Source organism: Stakelama sediminis (assembly GCF_014199335.1).
In the GTDB taxonomy this organism is placed as follows: Bacteria; Pseudomonadota; Alphaproteobacteria; order Sphingomonadales; family Sphingomonadaceae; genus Sphingomonas; species Sphingomonas sediminis.
The window spans coordinates 163,100-178,273 of record NZ_JACIJI010000004.1 but is presented as its reverse complement, the minus strand read 5'-3'; the positions used below and the strand labels follow the sequence as shown (position 1 = coordinate 178,273).

At 61.8% G+C, this 15,174-nt stretch carries 13 protein-coding genes; 12 read left to right on the top strand and 1 reads right to left on the bottom strand.

Annotated features, from left to right (window positions below):
- Positions 1–25: 25 nt before the first annotated feature.
- On the top strand, positions 26–388 hold the full coding sequence (locus FHR23_RS11905) for a winged helix-turn-helix domain-containing protein (protein WP_184004233.1): 363 nt from the start codon (positions 26–28) through the stop codon (positions 386–388).
- A 76-nt stretch (positions 389–464) separates the two neighbouring features.
- Positions 465–2,432 carry a M1 family metallopeptidase gene (locus FHR23_RS11900; protein WP_184004231.1) on the top strand — a complete coding sequence of 656 codons (1,968 nt, stop codon included), beginning with the start codon at positions 465–467 and terminating at the stop codon, positions 2,430–2,432.
- Between the two features lie 290 nt (positions 2,433–2,722).
- Here FHR23_RS11900 and FHR23_RS11895 read toward each other — a convergent pair whose 3' ends face one another.
- Positions 2,723–4,078: an MFS transporter gene (locus FHR23_RS11895; protein ID WP_184004229.1), complete on the bottom strand. Its 1,356-nt coding sequence runs from the start codon at positions 4,076–4,078 to the stop codon at positions 2,723–2,725.
- A gap of 192 nt (positions 4,079–4,270) precedes the next feature.
- Here FHR23_RS11895 and cyoA point away from each other — a divergent pair, with 192 nt between their 5' ends.
- The 10 genes from cyoA (at position 4,271) to FHR23_RS11845 (ending at position 15,006) form a co-directional block, all read left to right on the top strand.
- Positions 4,271–5,344, top strand: coding sequence for a ubiquinol oxidase subunit II (cyoA, locus tag FHR23_RS11890; RefSeq protein WP_184004227.1), 1,074 nt, complete (start codon positions 4,271–4,273; stop codon positions 5,342–5,344).
- Between the two features lie 11 nt (positions 5,345–5,355).
- Positions 5,356–7,368, top strand: a complete 2,013-nt coding sequence (gene cyoB / locus FHR23_RS11885; RefSeq protein ID WP_184004225.1) for a cytochrome o ubiquinol oxidase subunit I — start codon at positions 5,356–5,358, stop codon at positions 7,366–7,368.
- 7 nt (positions 7,369–7,375) lie between these two features.
- Positions 7,376–8,011 (top strand): cytochrome o ubiquinol oxidase subunit III, encoded by a 636-nt coding sequence (gene cyoC / locus FHR23_RS11880; protein WP_184004223.1) that lies wholly within the window; start codon positions 7,376–7,378, stop codon positions 8,009–8,011.
- The gene (locus FHR23_RS11875; protein ID WP_184004221.1) at positions 8,008–8,397 is read left to right on the top strand and encodes a cytochrome o ubiquinol oxidase subunit IV; all 390 of its coding nucleotides are present in this window, start codon (positions 8,008–8,010) and stop codon (positions 8,395–8,397) included. The genes cyoC and FHR23_RS11875 overlap by 4 nt, the downstream gene beginning before the upstream one ends.
- Complete coding sequence (locus FHR23_RS11870) at positions 8,394–9,212, top strand: SURF1 family protein (protein WP_221227511.1); 819 nt, start codon at positions 8,394–8,396, stop codon at positions 9,210–9,212. Before FHR23_RS11875 ends, FHR23_RS11870 begins: the two co-directional genes overlap by 4 nt.
- Positions 9,184–10,512: an ATP-binding protein gene (locus FHR23_RS11865; protein ID WP_343043129.1), complete on the top strand. Its 1,329-nt coding sequence runs from the start codon at positions 9,184–9,186 to the stop codon at positions 10,510–10,512. Before FHR23_RS11870 ends, FHR23_RS11865 begins: the two co-directional genes overlap by 29 nt.
- On the top strand, positions 10,505–11,035 hold the full coding sequence (locus FHR23_RS11860) for a response regulator transcription factor (RefSeq protein WP_184004219.1): 531 nt from the start codon (positions 10,505–10,507) through the stop codon (positions 11,033–11,035). Before FHR23_RS11865 ends, FHR23_RS11860 begins: the two co-directional genes overlap by 8 nt.
- Positions 11,036–11,153: 118 nt before the next feature.
- Positions 11,154–12,728: a DUF4153 domain-containing protein gene (locus tag FHR23_RS11855; protein WP_184004217.1), complete on the top strand. Its 1,575-nt coding sequence runs from the start codon at positions 11,154–11,156 to the stop codon at positions 12,726–12,728.
- On the top strand, positions 12,725–13,441 hold the full coding sequence (locus FHR23_RS11850) for a response regulator transcription factor (protein ID WP_246359853.1): 717 nt from the start codon (positions 12,725–12,727) through the stop codon (positions 13,439–13,441). The genes FHR23_RS11855 and FHR23_RS11850 overlap by 4 nt, the downstream gene beginning before the upstream one ends.
- Positions 13,438–15,006 (top strand): sensor histidine kinase, encoded by a 1,569-nt coding sequence (locus FHR23_RS11845; RefSeq protein ID WP_184004215.1) that lies wholly within the window; start codon positions 13,438–13,440, stop codon positions 15,004–15,006. The genes FHR23_RS11850 and FHR23_RS11845 overlap by 4 nt, the downstream gene beginning before the upstream one ends.
- The last annotated feature ends 168 nt before the right edge of the window (positions 15,007–15,174 follow it).

The window sequence follows — 15,174 nt, the reverse complement described above, 5'->3', positions numbered from 1 at the left end:
TGTGCGATTGGGGTAAATGCAATTCATGCAACACGGTCCCCTGAAGCTGAAAGCGCAACTTTATTGCGGGGAAGAGATCGCAATGGGACCGGGCAAGGCCGACCTGCTCGACGCGATTGATCGCGAAGGGTCCATTTCCGCCGCCGCGCGCGCCATGGGCATGAGCTATCGCCGCGGCTGGATGCTGGTCGATTCCATGAACCGGTGCTGGACCGAAAAGCTGGTAGAGACGGCAGCCGGGCGTTCGGGCGCCCAACTGACCCCGTGCGGGAAAGCGGTACTGACCCATTACCGCGCGCTGCAGCGGGCAATGGCTGAACTGACCGGTCATGCCGATTATGCCGCGCTGGCACACCTGCTGCGCGACCATCCCGCCATCAAAGAATAAATATGCTGCACTGCATCGACAAAACGTGCCGCGATGTGGATGTATGGGCCGGTTCAGTTGAGGAGACATTGTGCCGATGAGCGTTCGCAACACCGCCCTTCGTTTCGGGATCAGCATCGCCGCCCTTGCCGCGCTGACAGGCGCCAGCGACCCCGGCTATAATCCGCGCGAAACCTTCGCGCCGCTGCATTTCGATCAGGCGGTGAACGTCTATCGCTCCTCCAACGGCCTGCCCGGCCCGAAATACTGGCAGAACCGCGCCGATTACCAGATCCATGCGGCGCTCGACCCGACCGCCAAGACGCTGACGGGCAGCGAAACCATCACTTATACCAACAACAGCCCCGACACGCTGGAGGTGCTGTGGCTCCAGCTTGAGCAGAATCTCTACAAGGCGGATTCGCGCGGTTATATGGCGGCGGGCGGGCCGATCCGCGGCACCACCGGCGGCATCACGCTCGAATCGGCCACCATCGCGGTTGCGGGGCAAAAACCCGTCATGGTGACGCCGCTGATCAGCGACACCCGCGCGCAACTGATCCTGCCCACCCCGCTCGCTTCGGGCGCGAAAGCGGTGGTGACGATCAAGTTCCATTACGTCATCCCCGGCAAGTTCGGCGGGCGCATGGGCTGGGGCAAGTCACGCGACGGAGCGATTTACGATCTCGCCCAATGGTATCCGCGCATGGCCGTCTATGACGACATTCGCGGCTGGGACACGCAGCCCTATCTCTCTCAGGAATTCTACCTCGAATACGGGAATTTCGATTATTGGGTGACGGTCCCGTCCGACATGCTGGTCGCCGGGTCAGGCGAGTTGATGAATCCGCAGGAAGTGCTGACCAAGCGGCAGATGGCGAGGCTTGCCGAGGCGCATAAGAGCGACAAGACGGTGATGATCCGCTCGCCGGAGGAAATCGGCGACGCCGATACACGCCCCAAACAGGGCGGCACGCTGACCTGGCACTATCACATGAACGACACCCGAGATGTCGCGTTCAGCGCCTCAAGCGTGTTCGCCTGGGACGCGGCTCGGATCAACCTGCCCGACGGCAAGACGTCACTGGCGGAGAGCTTCTACCCGGCGGAAAGCGCGGGCAGCGCACGCTGGGGCCGCTCGACCGAATATATGAAGGATGCGGTCGAGAATTTCTCACGCCGCTGGTATCCCTATCCCTGGCCCGCCGCAATTAACGTCGCGGGTCCGGCGTCCGGCATGGAATATCCGGGCATCGTCTTCGACGGGATAGAGGACAAGGGCAAGGCGCTGTTCTGGATCAGCGCGCATGAAATCGGCCATGGCTGGTTCCCGATGATCGTCGGGTCGAACGAACGCCGCGATGCGTGGATGGATGAAGGCTTCAACACCTTTATCGACACCTATGAATCCGACGATTTCAACCATGGCGAGTACGGGCCGAAGCGCGATGCGGAATATGCGCCGGGCGGCGGTAATCCGGTTGACGAGATCCTGCCGATCCTTGCCGACCCCGACGCCCCGCCGATCGTCAGCCGCGCCGACACGATCACCGAGAAATATCGTCACTCCGTAACCTATTTCAAAGCCGCACTGGGCCTGCGCCTGCTGCGTGAGCAGATTCTGGGGCACAAGCGGTTCGACCATGCCTTCCGCCGCTACATCGCGGCATGGGCATATAAACATCCGAAACCGGCCGATTTCTTCCGCGCGATGGACAGCGATGCGGGTGAGGATCTGAGCTATTGGTGGCGCGGCTGGTTCCTCAACAACTGGCAGATGGACCTCGCCGTGACTGGCGTCAGCTATGTCAACAACGATCCCAAGCAGGGCGCTCTGGTGACCGTCGAGGCGAAGGACAAGCTGATCATGCCGGTGACGTTGCAAGTGAAGTTCGCCGACGGCACGACGAAAAACATGCGCCTTCCCGCCGAAACCTGGATCCGTCAGGCATCGACCGCGGTACCGGTCGGCGGCACGTCAAAGGTGGTGCGCGCAACGCTCGACCCCGATCACAACACCCCCGACAAGGACCGCAGCAATAACAGCTTCACCCCGGCGGGTTGAGGGCAACGATAATATCCGGCCGGCACTGCGCTCCTGTGAAAGCGGTAGCGCAGTGCCGGCAACGATGCAGATTGTTACAGCAGACCGAGCGGGCGAATTCGGAAATGGCCGGGATGAACGGGAAAGGGCCAATCCACCTTTGTCATGCTGAATTTGATTCAGCATCCAGAGTCACAAGCGCTTCGAACTCCGGATTCTGACTTTCGTTTTACTACGCCAACTATCCCCGAACAAAAAAGGGCGCTCCGGACTGGCCGGAGCGCCCTTTCCTTTGATCAAAACCGCTGCCGTCAGGCGTTGGCCTGGGTGGGAGTTTCGCGGAAGTTGCCCGACCCCAGATTCTGGTTGATCCATAGCGCGACCAGCGTCGCGATCGCACCCGACAGCAGGTACAGACCGGCGGCGAGAATGCCGAAATAGGATGCCAGCACCAGTGCCGCGAGCGGCGCGAATCCTGCCCCGAACAGCCATGCAATGTCCGATACCAGCGCCGAGGCGGTGTAGCGGTAATGGGTCGGGAAGTTCGACGCGACGATGCCCGACGACTGGCCGAACGACACGCCCAGCAGCGCAAAGCCGATCACCATGAAGGCGATTTCACCGACCGCACCCAGATCGAGAAGCTGCGGCGCAAACCCGCTGAACGCGGCAATCGCAGCGGCACAGATGCCGACCAGCGTACGACGCCCGAACCGGTCGGCCAGATGGCCGGAAATGACGATGGCAATGGTGCCGACCACGGCCGCGCCCGCTTCGATCAGCAGGAAGCGCCAGGGTGCGTCGCGCGTGAACAGGAACACCCAGGACAGCGGGAACACCGTGACCATGTGGAACATGGCGAAGCTGGCGAGCGGGGCAAAGGCACCGATGACGATGTTGCGGCCCTGATGCTCGACGGTTTCGAAAACGCGCGACGGCTGAAGCTCGCGGCTTTCGAACTGACGGGCGAAATCGGGCGTTGTCACGATGCGCAGGCGGGCGAACAGCGCCACCACGTTGATCGCGAACGCGCAGAAGAAGGGATAGCGCCAGCCCCAGTCGAGGAAGTCGGCGGCCGACAGCGTCGCCGCGAAATAGGCGAACAGCCCGCTGGCAACGATCAGGCCGAGCGGTGCGCCAAGCTGCGGCACCATGGCGTACCAGCCGCGACGCTCTTCCGGTACGTTGAGCGCCAGCAGCGATGCGAGACCGTCCCACGCGCCGCCGAGTGCAAGCCCCTGCCCGATACGAAACAGCGCCAGCAGCACCACCGATGCCATGCCGACATCGCGATATCCGGGCAGGAAGGCGATTGCCACGGTCGATGCGCCGAGCAGGAACAGCGCGATGGTCAGCTTCGTCGCACGGCCGTAATTGCGGTCGACCGCCATGAAGATCATCGAGCCGATCGGGCGCGCGATAAATGCCAGCGCGAACACGGCAAAGGAAAGCAGCGTACCGGTCAGCCGGTCGACATAGGGAAAGACATAGCTGGGAAAGACGAGAACCGACGCAATCGCATATACGAAAAAGTCGAAGAACTCCGACGTCCGGCCGATGATGACGCCGATCGCGATTTCGCCCGGCGCGATCTTCGTGTCGCGCGCGTTCACCAACTGACTGTCATGTTCAGCCGCACTCGAATTTGCGACGTCCGATAAACTCATTCTGCCTACCTACTCCAGTGCGCCGGATCATAGTATATCGAATCGAAACCGGCGAAGATATTCGTGCAACAGTGCCCGTTATCATCTTCGCAGGTGCAACAGGATTGGACAAACTGTCCAATGTGCAAATTGTTCTTCCACTTTTATGCAGGCGCCATGATTCGTATTCCCATGTCGAGATTTCAAGGACTTATGAAACTAAAGCCCTTGATGGCGCTGCCTGCGCTGTCGATTCTTGGCGCGTGCAACGCCGTCGTACTCCATCCTTCGGGTGATGTGGCGGTGCAGCAACGCGACCTGCTGGTCATTTCCGTCATCCTGATGCTGCTCATCGTGTTGCCGGTGATCGTGCTGACGCTGGTCGTCGCGTTCCGCTATCGGGAAAAGAACACGGAACGCACGTATGAGCCCGAATGGGATCACTCGACCAAGCTGGAACTGGTGGTCTGGTCGGCACCGCTGCTGATCATCATCTGTCTGGGCGCCATCACCTGGCAGGGCACGCACACGCTGGACCCCTATCGCCCGATTTCGCGCCTCGATGCGATGCGCAAGGTGGAGCCGACGGCGAAGCCGCTGACGGTTGAGGTCGTGGCGCTCGACTGGAAATGGCTGTTCATCTATCCCGAATACGGGATTGCCACGGTGAACCAGCTCGCAGCGCCGGTGGATCGCCCCATCCAGTTCAAGATTACCGCATCGTCGGTGATGAACTCCTTCTACATTCCCGCGCTTGCCGGTCAGATCTATGCGATGCCGGGCATGGAGACGAAGCTGAACGGCGTCATCAACAAGCCCGGCGTGTATGACGGGTTCTCCGCCAATTACAGCGGCGCGGGCTTTTCGGGAATGCGTTTCAAGTTCCTGGGTCTGAACAATCAGCAGTTCGACCAGTGGGTCAGCATGGTGAAATCAAAAAGCGCAACGCTTGACGCCACCAGCTATGTCGAACTGGCAAAGCCCAGCGAGAACCTGCCTGCGATGGGCTTCGGCTCGGTACAGAACGGCCTCTATTATCGTGCCCTCAATCTGTGCGTCGAACCCGGCCAGCCGTGCATCGCCAACCAGATGGCAAAGGATCGCATGACCGCCGGTGAAACCATGCCGCATGCCGGCATGCATCAGACCGATCAGCAGGCCGCAAAGACCAACGCGCTGGCCATCCACCGTCCGATCACGGGTGCCGGTCTGATCCCGCCCTATATGAAACCCAAATCCGCCGATGCCGACGCCAAGTCGGACCGGCGCGACCGCATGCCCCTGTGAGTCCCGAAACAATGACAACGCCTTCGCTATATCCCGCTGTCGACAGTCCGATTTTCGGTCGGTTGAGCCTCGCCGCACTGCCGATCCACGAACCGATTTTGGTCGGCACCTTTATCGGTGTGTCGATCGGCGCCGTCGCGGTGCTGTTCGCCATCACCTATTTCAAGGCATGGGGCATGCTGTGGCGCGACTGGATTACCAGCGTAGATCACAAGAAGATCGGGGTGATGTACATCATTCTCGGCCTCGTCATGTTCCTGCGCGGCTTTGCCGATGCGCTGATGATGCGTTCGCAACAGGCAATCTCCTTCGGCTCGGATCAGGGCTATCTGCCCGCGCACCATTATGATCAGGTGTTCACCGCGCACGGTGTCATCATGATCTTCTTTGCAGCGATGCCGTTCGTCACCGGCCTGATGAACTATGCGGTGCCGCTGCAGATCGGCGCGCGTGACGTGTCCTTTCCGTTCCTCAACAATTTCAGTTTTTGGATGACGGCCGCGGGTGCGATCCTGACCATGATTTCGCTGTTCGTCGGTGAATACGCAAAGACCGGCTGGCTGGCCTATCCGCCGCTGTCGGGCCTTGCCTATAGCCCCGGCGTGGGCGTCGATTACTGGATCTGGGGATTGCAGATAGCCGGCGTCGGAACCCTGTTATCCGGCGTCAACCTGGTCGTGACCATCGTGAAGATGCGCGCGCCCGGCATGCGCATGATGAAACTGCCGGTCTTCACCTGGACCGCGCTGTGCACCAACATCCTGATCGTCGCCGCCTTCCCCGTGCTGACGGCGATCCTCGCGATGCTCAGCCTCGACCGCTATCTGGGCTTCCACTTCTTCACCAACACCATGGGCGGCAATCCCATGATGTATGTGAACCTGATCTGGATCTGGGGTCACCCGGAGGTGTACATTCTGATCCTGCCGCTGTTCGGCGTGTTCTCGGAAGTCGTGCCCACCTTCTCCGGCAAGCGCCTGTTCGGCTATACGTCGATGGTGTACGCCACGGTGGTCATCACCATCCTGTCCTATCTGGTGTGGCTGCACCACTTCTTCACCATGGGATCGGGCGCCAGCGTGAATTCCTTCTTCGGGATCACGACGATGATCATTTCGATCCCGACCGGTGTGAAGCTCTTCAACTGGCTGTTCACCATGTACAAGGGACGCATCCGGTTCGAACTGCCGATGATGTGGACGGTGGCGTTCATGGTGACCTTCACCATCGGAGGCATGTCGGGCGTGATGCTGGCCGTGCCGCCTGCCGACTTCGTGCTCCATAATTCGCTGTTCCTGATCGCGCATTTCCATAACGTGATCATCGGCGGAGTGGTGTTCGGGACGTTCGCGGGCATCAACTACTGGTGGCCGAAAGCGTTCGGCTTCAAGCTTGATCGCAAATGGGGCGTGCGCTCCTTCTGGTTCTGGGTGGTGGGCTTCTATTTCGCCTTCATGCCGCTTTATGTGCTGGGCCTGATGGGTGTGACCCGGCGTATGCGTCACTTCGACGACCAGAGCCTGCAGATCTGGTTCGTGATTGCTGCGTTCGGCGCGGTGCTGATCGCCTGCGGCATCGCCTGCATGCTGATCCAGTTCGCGGTCAGCATCATGAACCGCGAAAAGCTGAAGGACACGACCGGCGATCCATGGAACGCCCGCACGCTGGAATGGTCAACGTCTTCGCCGCCGCCGGAATATAACTTCGCCTTCACGCCGATCGTGCATGACAATGATGCCTGGTGGGACATGAAGTACCGCGGCTATGAACGGCCTGCCGGAGGCTTCCGTCCCATCCATATGCCGAAGAACACCGGCGCGGGCGCCATTCTGGGCGGCATCAGCCTGGTCTTCGGCTTCGCGATGGTCTGGCACATCTGGTGGCTTGCGGCGGTGGGCTTCGTGGCCCTGATCGCCACGGCGATCGGCCATACCTTCAACTACAACCGCGATTTCAACATCCCCGCCGAGGAAGTCGAGCGTACCGAAGAGGCGCGCACCAAGGCTCTCGCGGCACAGGGTTGAGGATAGAATGAGCACACAAGCACTGAACCCCGCAGGCGGCGGCGATACGCCCGACTTCTACGTCCGCGAGGAAGAACATCACGAAGAAGGCGGCAGCACGCTGCTGGGCTTCTGGATCTATCTGATGAGCGACTGCCTCATCTTTGCGGTCCTGTTCGCCACCTATGCCGTGCTGGGGCACAATTATGCCGGCGGCCCCGGTCAGCGCCAGTTGTTCGAACTGCCGCTGATCGCGCTCAACACGTCGATGCTGCTCTTGTCGTCGATCACCTATGGCTTTGCCATGCTGGCGATGGAAAAGAACCGCACCGCGCAGGTACAGGGCTGGCTGGCGATCACCGGCCTGTTCGGTCTGGGCTTTCTGGGCATTGAGCTGTACGAATTCTCTCACCTGATCATGGAAGGCCACGGCCCCTGGTCGAGCGGCTTCCTGTCGTCCTTCTTCACGCTGGTCGGCACCCACGGACTACACGTTACCTTCGGCACGATCTGGCTGGTGACGCTGATGGTGCAGGTCGCGCAAAAGGGCCTGATCCCGGCCAACCGCCGCCGCCTGATGTGCCTGTCTCTCTTCTGGCACTTTCTCGACGTCATCTGGATCGGCGTTTTCACCGTCGTCTATCTTATGGGAGTGCTGTCATGAGCAGCGACACCAACACCACCGCGCACGGCCACGATCACGACGAACATGGCGGCGCCTCGCACGGTACGTTCCGCAGCTACATGACCGGCTTCATCCTGTCGGTCATTCTGACCGCGATCCCCTTCTGGATCGTGATGAGCGACGCCATCGCCAACCACACCATCGCCGCGCTGACGATCCTCGGCTTCGCGCTGGTGCAGGTGATCGTGCACATGATCTACTTCCTGCACATGGACACAAAGTCCGAGGGCGGGTGGAATATGCTGGCGCTGATCTTCACGATCATTCTGCTGGTCATCGCCGTGTCGGGATCGATCTGGGTCATGTACCACCTGGATACCAACATGATGCCGATGACTCCGGTCGAAGCGAGCAACCTGCCTTGACCATCGGCGGCGCATCTGACGACGCGCCGCCCCGACCCGAAAAAGGCGGGCGCGGACGTACTCCGCGCTCGCCTTTTTCACTGGCGGTGCTGACGCTGTGCTTTGCCGCGCTGTTCGCCGCCTTTATCGCGCTTGGGGTGTGGCAGGTGCATCGTCGCGCCTGGAAACTGGCGCTGATTGCGCGGGTCGATTCGCGGATTCACGCCGCACCGGTCCCTGCCCCGCCGCCCGCCCAATGGCCCGATATCACGCGTAAGAGCGCCGAATATCGCCATGTGTCGGTCACGGGTCAGTATCGTCATGATGTGACGCTGGTCCACGCGACCACCGATCTGGGCTATGGCTATTGGGCGCTGTCACCGCTCAAAACGCTGCGCGGGTTCACTGTGCTCGTCAATCGCGGTTTCGTCCCGGCGGATTCCGCGAACCATATTTCCAGCGCCATGCCGCCCGACGGAACCGTCCATATTACCGGCCTGTTGCGGATCACCGAGCCGAAGGGAACGCTGCTGCGCAGCAACCGTCCCGCACAAAATCAATGGTATTCGCGGGACGTTCCGGCCATCGCCGAGGCACACCATCTCGGTCGGATCGCGCCCTACTTCATCGACTCCGATAAACGTACCAGCGGCACCGACCCGGCGGTCGGCGGGCTGACGGTTGTTCATTTCCGTAACGAGCATCTCAGCTATGCCATCACCTGGTTCGCCCTTGCTTTCCTGACCCTGTTTGGCGCAGGCATCCTGTTCCGCCACGAATGGCGGGTACGACGGGAGACTGAGCAAGGTGGAGGCGACCAGCCCGCTAAGCGCTGAACCGCAGATCGAACCTCCTCGCGGTGCGGGGCGGCCCAATCTGCGTCAGCTTATCACGCTGCGCTGGCTGGCGGTGGCGGGGCAGCTCGCGACGATCCTGTTCGTCTGGCTGGTGCTGGGAATGCAGTTGCCGGTCGCACCGATGCTGGCGACACTGACCCTGCTGATCGCGCTCAACCTCGCCAGCATCGCGCGGCTGAACTTGCCGGGACGGGTCAAGAACGTCGAACTGCTGATCATGCTGCTGCTCGACATCGCGGCGCTTGCGGTGCTGCTCTATTTCAGCGGCGGCGCCACCAACCCCTTTTCCTCGCTGTTCCTGCTGCAGGTCATCCTGGGCGCGATCCTGCTCGACACCCGTTCGACGATCATCGTAGTGCTGACCGCCAGCCTTTGCTTCGCGGCGCTGGTGTTTCGCCACCTGCCCCTGATCCTGCCGGAGGAATTCCGGTTCGGTCTGTTCGACCTGTATATCCTCGGCTCGCTGATCAGCTTCGTGCTGGTCGCGGTGCTGCTGGTGATTTTCGTAACGCGGATCAACCGCAATCTGCGCATCCGCGACACCCGGCTCGCCACCATGCGCGAACAGGCCGCGGAAGAGGACCACATCGTGCGCATGGGCCTGCTCGCCTCCGGTGCAGCGCACGAACTGGGCACGCCGCTGTCGCTGGTATCGGTGGTCATCAACGACTGGGCAAAAATGCCCGCCTTTGCCGATGACCCGGAACTGGCGGAGGATATTCGCGAGATGCAGGGCGCGCTGGCGCGGTGCAAGACGATCCTGACCGATATCCTTCTGGCCGCAGGCGAGGCGCGCGGCGAAAACCCGGCAGTGACGACACTGTCGGCGTTTTTAGATGACGTGACGAGCGAATGGCGTGCGCAAAACAGCACGCGCACGCTGAACCTCGATTATGTCGATGAGACCGCCGACGATCTCGACATTGTTTCGGACACTGCCCTGAAACAGGTGATATGGAACGTCTTCGACAATGCGCGCGACGCATCGAGCGGGCCGATCGGCCTGCTGGTGGAGCGCGACAGGCAGGAAATCATTCTGCGGGTATCCGATGAAGGGCCGGGCTTTACCGAAACCATGCTGGAAAATTTCGGACGCCCCTATCAATCGACCAAGAATCGGGCAGGCGGCGGGCTCGGGCTTTTTCTGGTAACGAATGTAATGCGTAAACTGGGCGGCAGGGTCGACGCCTATAACCGGGTGGAAGGCGGCGCGACGGTGCGGCTGTTCCTGCCGGTTGCGGCACTGGAAATAGAGCGTGAGGAGAAGGACGATGGCTGATCGCCATCTGTTGATTGTCGAAGATGACGCCGATTTCGCGAAGCTGTTGAAGCGCTCGTTTCAGCGGCGCGGATATCGGGTCGATCTCGCCACCGATCAGGATCAGGTGGAGGCGCTGCTGGCACAGGGAACCCCCGATTATGCGGTGGTCGACCTGAAACTGGGTACGACATCCGGGCTGACCTGCGTCGAATATCTGCATGGCCATTCAAAGGCGATGCGGATCGTCGTGCTGACCGGCTATGCCAGTATCGCCACCGCTGTCGAAGCGATCAAGCTGGGCGCGTCGCATTATCTGGTAAAACCGTCGAACACCGACGATATCGAACAGGCGTTCGAGCGCGAAAAGGGCGATACCGACACCCCTCTTGCCGCCCGCACCACGTCGATCAAGACGCTGGAATGGGAACGCATTCACGAAACCCTGATCGCCACCAATTTCAATATTTCGGAAGCCGCGCGCAGGCTGGGCATGCATCGACGGACACTGGCCCGTAAGCTGGAAAAGCAACAGATTCCCTGAACTGTCGGCGCGTCTGCACCGGATCTGCACAGCATTTGCGCATATTATCCTGTGGGTAGAGCCCACCAACTCGACACCATCAAGCGACAAGCACCCCGACACTGAACGGGGAGTTTGCATGCAATTGTCACGACAGAGCGCGGGACGCGGTACCTTTTTGATGCGGATTGCAGGGGCCGCATTGCTGGTCGCATTGGCCGACTGGTTCTTTTATGGCGCGTGGGCAGGTGCAACGCTGGGCGGGTTCGCCTTTGCATGGATTGCCGCGATGCTGTTGCTCAATCCGGCGGTGCGGCGGCAGCGGCAACCCCGGATCGCGATCGGTGGGGCACTGCTGTTCGCAGGGGTTCTGGTCGATGCGCCCGGCCTGTTGAGCTGGGCCTTGTTCTGGACGGCGCTGGCATGTGCGGTGCTGCTGGTCCGGCATCGTTTCGACAATGCCGCCGACTGGATGATCCGGCTGTTTCTCCATGTCGTCACCGGATTGGTCAGCCCGATCCGCGACCTGATCCGGATCGGGCCGGTGCAGCGCCGTGCCGGAGCACCGCAGTTGGTCGCGATCCTGTCGGTGCTTGCCCTTCCACTGTTGGGTGGCGCGTTGTTTATAGCCCTGTTCGCAGGCGCCAATCCGCTGATCGCCCATGCACTTTCGGCAATCCGGTTACCGGGACTGGACACGGCCCTGTATCATCTGATGTTCTGGGCGCTAATCGCGGTGATGGTCTGGCCCAGCCTGCGTTCGTCACGGCTGGCGACCGGGATCGCACGTTGGCATTGGCCCTTCGCCGGTGCACGCATCACCACCGTTCCGGCGGGCAGCGTGCTGCTCTCGCTCATCACCTTTAACGGGCTGTTCGCGGTCGAGAATATCCTCGACATCGTCTTTCTGTGGAGCGGTGCGCCTTTGCCGGGCAATGTGACGATGGCAGATTACGCCCATCGCGGCGCCTATTCACTGATCGCCACCGCGCTGCTGGCCGCCTTGTTCGTGCTGGTCGCCCTGCGTCCGGGCAGCGAGAGCGCCCGTACTCCGCTGATCCGACGTCTGGTCGTGTTGTGGATTGCCCAGAACCTGCTGCTGGTCGCATCCAGCATCCTGCGAACCCTGGATTATGTCACCGCTTACGGCATGACCGAGTGGCGGATTGCGGCATTGCTATGGATGGGACTGGTCGCCACCGGACTGATCCTGATCTGCCGGCGACTGATCGCGGGGCTGTCCACGCGCTGGCTGATCAACGCCAATGTACTTGCGGCCGTAATCGTGCTGTCCGGCAGCAGTATCGTCAGCCTTGGCGGCATTGCCGCAGCGTGGAATGTCCGCCACAGCCGGATCGGCGGCACCGGCAGCACCCCTATCGACCTGTGTTACATGCACCGGCTCGGCGCGGCGGCGCTGATCCCGCTCATCCGGCTGGAACCGCGCGTAAAGGACGCCGCCATGCGTGACCGCATCACCTATCTGCGTAGCGATATCATGCAGCAACTGCGTGCGACACAGGCAGACTGGCACCAATGGACGTGGCGTGATGCACGACGGCTGAGCACCGCGGAAAAGCTGCTGGGTACACGTCCCGCCATGGCTGCGACAGCACCAGACGGGCGCGATTGCGACGCCACGATCCGCAAGCCGCAAGTGCCCGAACCTGTCGTCCAGGCCGCATCCCCATTGACGAACGGGAGCGGACAATGATCCTATGCCCCATGCCGCGCACCATATTGGTCGTCGATGACGATCCTCATATCCGCCAGCTTCTAATCTTCGCGCTTGCGAAAGCGGGGTTCGACACGCTGGAGGCAGAGGATGGCGAACAGGCGTTGTCCAGAGCGGACGAACATCATCCCGACCTGATCGTCCTCGACATCAATATGCCCAAAATGGACGGGCTGGAGGTATGCCGCCGCCTGCGGGCGAACAGCAGCGTGCCGATCTTCTTCCTGTCGTCGCGCGATGAGGAGATCGACCGGGTTCTCGGCATCGAACTGGGCGCGGACGATTATGTCGTAAAGCCCTTTTCCCCGCGCGAAGTGGTGGCGCGGATCACCGCGATCCTGCGCCGCGCGTCCGCCCCGCCGCCGCCCGATGTGCATGCATCCTCCATCGTCCGGCACGGTAAACTGCTGCTCGATCTCGACGGCTGGCGGGCCGAATGGGCGGGCTGCGAAGTGGTGCTGACCGTCACTGAAATTTCGATCCTGCGCACGCTGGCGGCAATGCCGTCAAAAGTGTTCAGCCGCGACGCGATCATCGACCGGTTGCGCGGCCCCGGCTTTGCGCTCACCGACCGCACCATCGACAGCCATGTCCGCAACCTGCGCTCGAAATTCGCGGCAGTCGGCGGCGATGACGTGATCGAAACCCGCACCGGCATCGGCTATCGCCTCGGTACGTGTTCGGGCGAATGATCCGCGTGCTCAAGGAGCGGGTCAAGCGCCACTGGCCACGGCTCCGGCTGCGTACCATTCTGTTCGCGACGCTGTTCCTCGTCGCCGCCCTTCCCGGTATCGGCGCGGTCTTCCTGCGCGTCTATGAAAACACGCTGGTCCGCCAGACAGAGGCCGAACTGGTGGCACAGGGCGCGGCACTGGCGGCAACTGCGCAGGCGATATGGCCCGGTGCACCGCCGATGACGATGCCGGCACGTGATGCCTTTCATCCCGAACCGCCCACTATCGACCTCAGCGAAACACCGATCCTGCCCGAACGGCCCGCGCCGGTAGCGACCGGCACGGCTCCCTCCCCCGACGCCGTTGCAGCCTATGCGAAGCTGCGCCCGATATCGGCGCGAACGCGACAAACGACGCTGGCGGCCATTATGCTGCTCGACGGTCAGGGCCGCGTCCTCACCGGGCCGGATGCCGGACGCAGCTATGCCGCCCTGCCCGAGATACGCGCCGCCCTTGCCGGACATCCCGAAACCGTGCTTCGCCGCAACGGCGCCTATCACGCCGTCTATCGCTTCGAATGGCTGTCGCGCGCCGCCGCGATCCGCGTGCATTATGCCCGGCCCGTCATCGTCAACGGCAAGGTGGTCGGCGTGATGCTGCTGTCGCGTTCGGCACGTGCGCTGTTCAAGGGGTTGTATGAGGATCGCGGCAAGATCGCGCTGGGCGTGCTGACCATATTTGCCATTCTGGTGGTACTCAGTGGCGTGCTGTCACGCGGCATTTCCCGGCCCATCGAGGCGTTGGCGCGCGCCACACGATCGGTAGCGGCCGGACGCGGCAATGTCCCCGAAGCGCCCCCCACCGCCGCGGTCGAGATTCAGGCGCTCTATGCCGATTTCGCGGCGATGGCGGCGGCAATCGAGCGGCGCTCGCATTATCTGCGCGATATGGCGCATGCCGTCAGCCATGAGTTCAAGACGCCGCTTGCCGGGATACGCGGTGCCATCGAACTGTTGCAGGATCACGATGCGACCATGGCACCGGAGGAGCGCCGACGCTTCCTCGCCAATGCCGATGCCGACGCTCAGCGCCTGTCGCTGCTGGTGACGCGACTGCTCGACCTCGCCCGTGCCGACATGGCGGAAGGGATGGAAGACGCGACAGGCAATGTCGCGGCGGTCGTTGCGCGACTGGCGGGATCAGCGCGCGATCATTTCGCCTCGGTCGACCTCGACATCCCCGATACGCTACCGATCGTCGCCGTTCCCGATGCAACGCTGGAAGCCGCGCTTTCGACGCTGCTCGATAACAGCCGAAAGGCAGGTGCGACCGCCGTGAAGATCACCGCGCGCGCCGATAAGGACGCCGTCACACTATGCGTCTCCGACAACGGCCCCGGCATCGCAGCGGGCGACCGTGCACGGATTTTCGAACCCTTTTTCACCACCCGGCGCAACAGCGGCGGCACCGGCCTGGGGCTGCCGATCATCGCCTCACTGCTGCATGCCAGCGGCGCGACCATCGCACTCACCGAAGCAGCGCAAGGTACCGCATTTGAACTACGGCTTCCGCTGCGCGACTGATCCAGGCACTAGGCCGTAAACCCATAAACGGCAGCATCGAGGTTTGAGTCAAAATGGCGTGGTGCAAGGAGGAAAGGCGCAGGAATATGTCAATATTTCCAGACTTTTCGACGCCGCACCAGGCCATTTTGGCCAAATCCCGCAGGGACGTCCAAATGGCTTCCATCT

Bases quoted from the DNA above. Each gene is read 5' to 3' on its own strand.
- FHR23_RS11875 (WP_184004221.1), top strand. From the start codon at position 8,008: ATGAGCAGCGACACCAACACCACCGCGCACGGCCACGATCACGACGAA.
- cyoC (WP_184004223.1), top strand. From the start codon at position 7,376: ATGAGCACACAAGCACTGAACCCCGCAGGCGGCGGCGATACGCCCGAC.
- FHR23_RS11905 (WP_184004233.1), top strand. From the start codon at position 26: ATGCAACACGGTCCCCTGAAGCTGAAAGCGCAACTTTATTGCGGGGAA.
- FHR23_RS11860 (WP_184004219.1), top strand. From the start codon at position 10,505: ATGGCTGATCGCCATCTGTTGATTGTCGAAGATGACGCCGATTTCGCG.
- FHR23_RS11895 (WP_184004229.1), bottom strand. From the start codon at position 4,078: ATGAGTTTATCGGACGTCGCAAATTCGAGTGCGGCTGAACATGACAGT.
- FHR23_RS11845 (WP_184004215.1), top strand. From the start codon at position 13,438: ATGATCCGCGTGCTCAAGGAGCGGGTCAAGCGCCACTGGCCACGGCTC.
- FHR23_RS11850 (WP_246359853.1), top strand. From the start codon at position 12,725: ATGATCCTATGCCCCATGCCGCGCACCATATTGGTCGTCGATGACGAT.
- FHR23_RS11855 (WP_184004217.1), top strand. From the start codon at position 11,154: ATGCAATTGTCACGACAGAGCGCGGGACGCGGTACCTTTTTGATGCGG.
- cyoB (WP_184004225.1), top strand. From the start codon at position 5,356: ATGACAACGCCTTCGCTATATCCCGCTGTCGACAGTCCGATTTTCGGT.
- cyoA (WP_184004227.1), top strand. From the start codon at position 4,271: ATGAAACTAAAGCCCTTGATGGCGCTGCCTGCGCTGTCGATTCTTGGC.
- FHR23_RS11900 (WP_184004231.1), top strand. From the start codon at position 465: ATGAGCGTTCGCAACACCGCCCTTCGTTTCGGGATCAGCATCGCCGCC.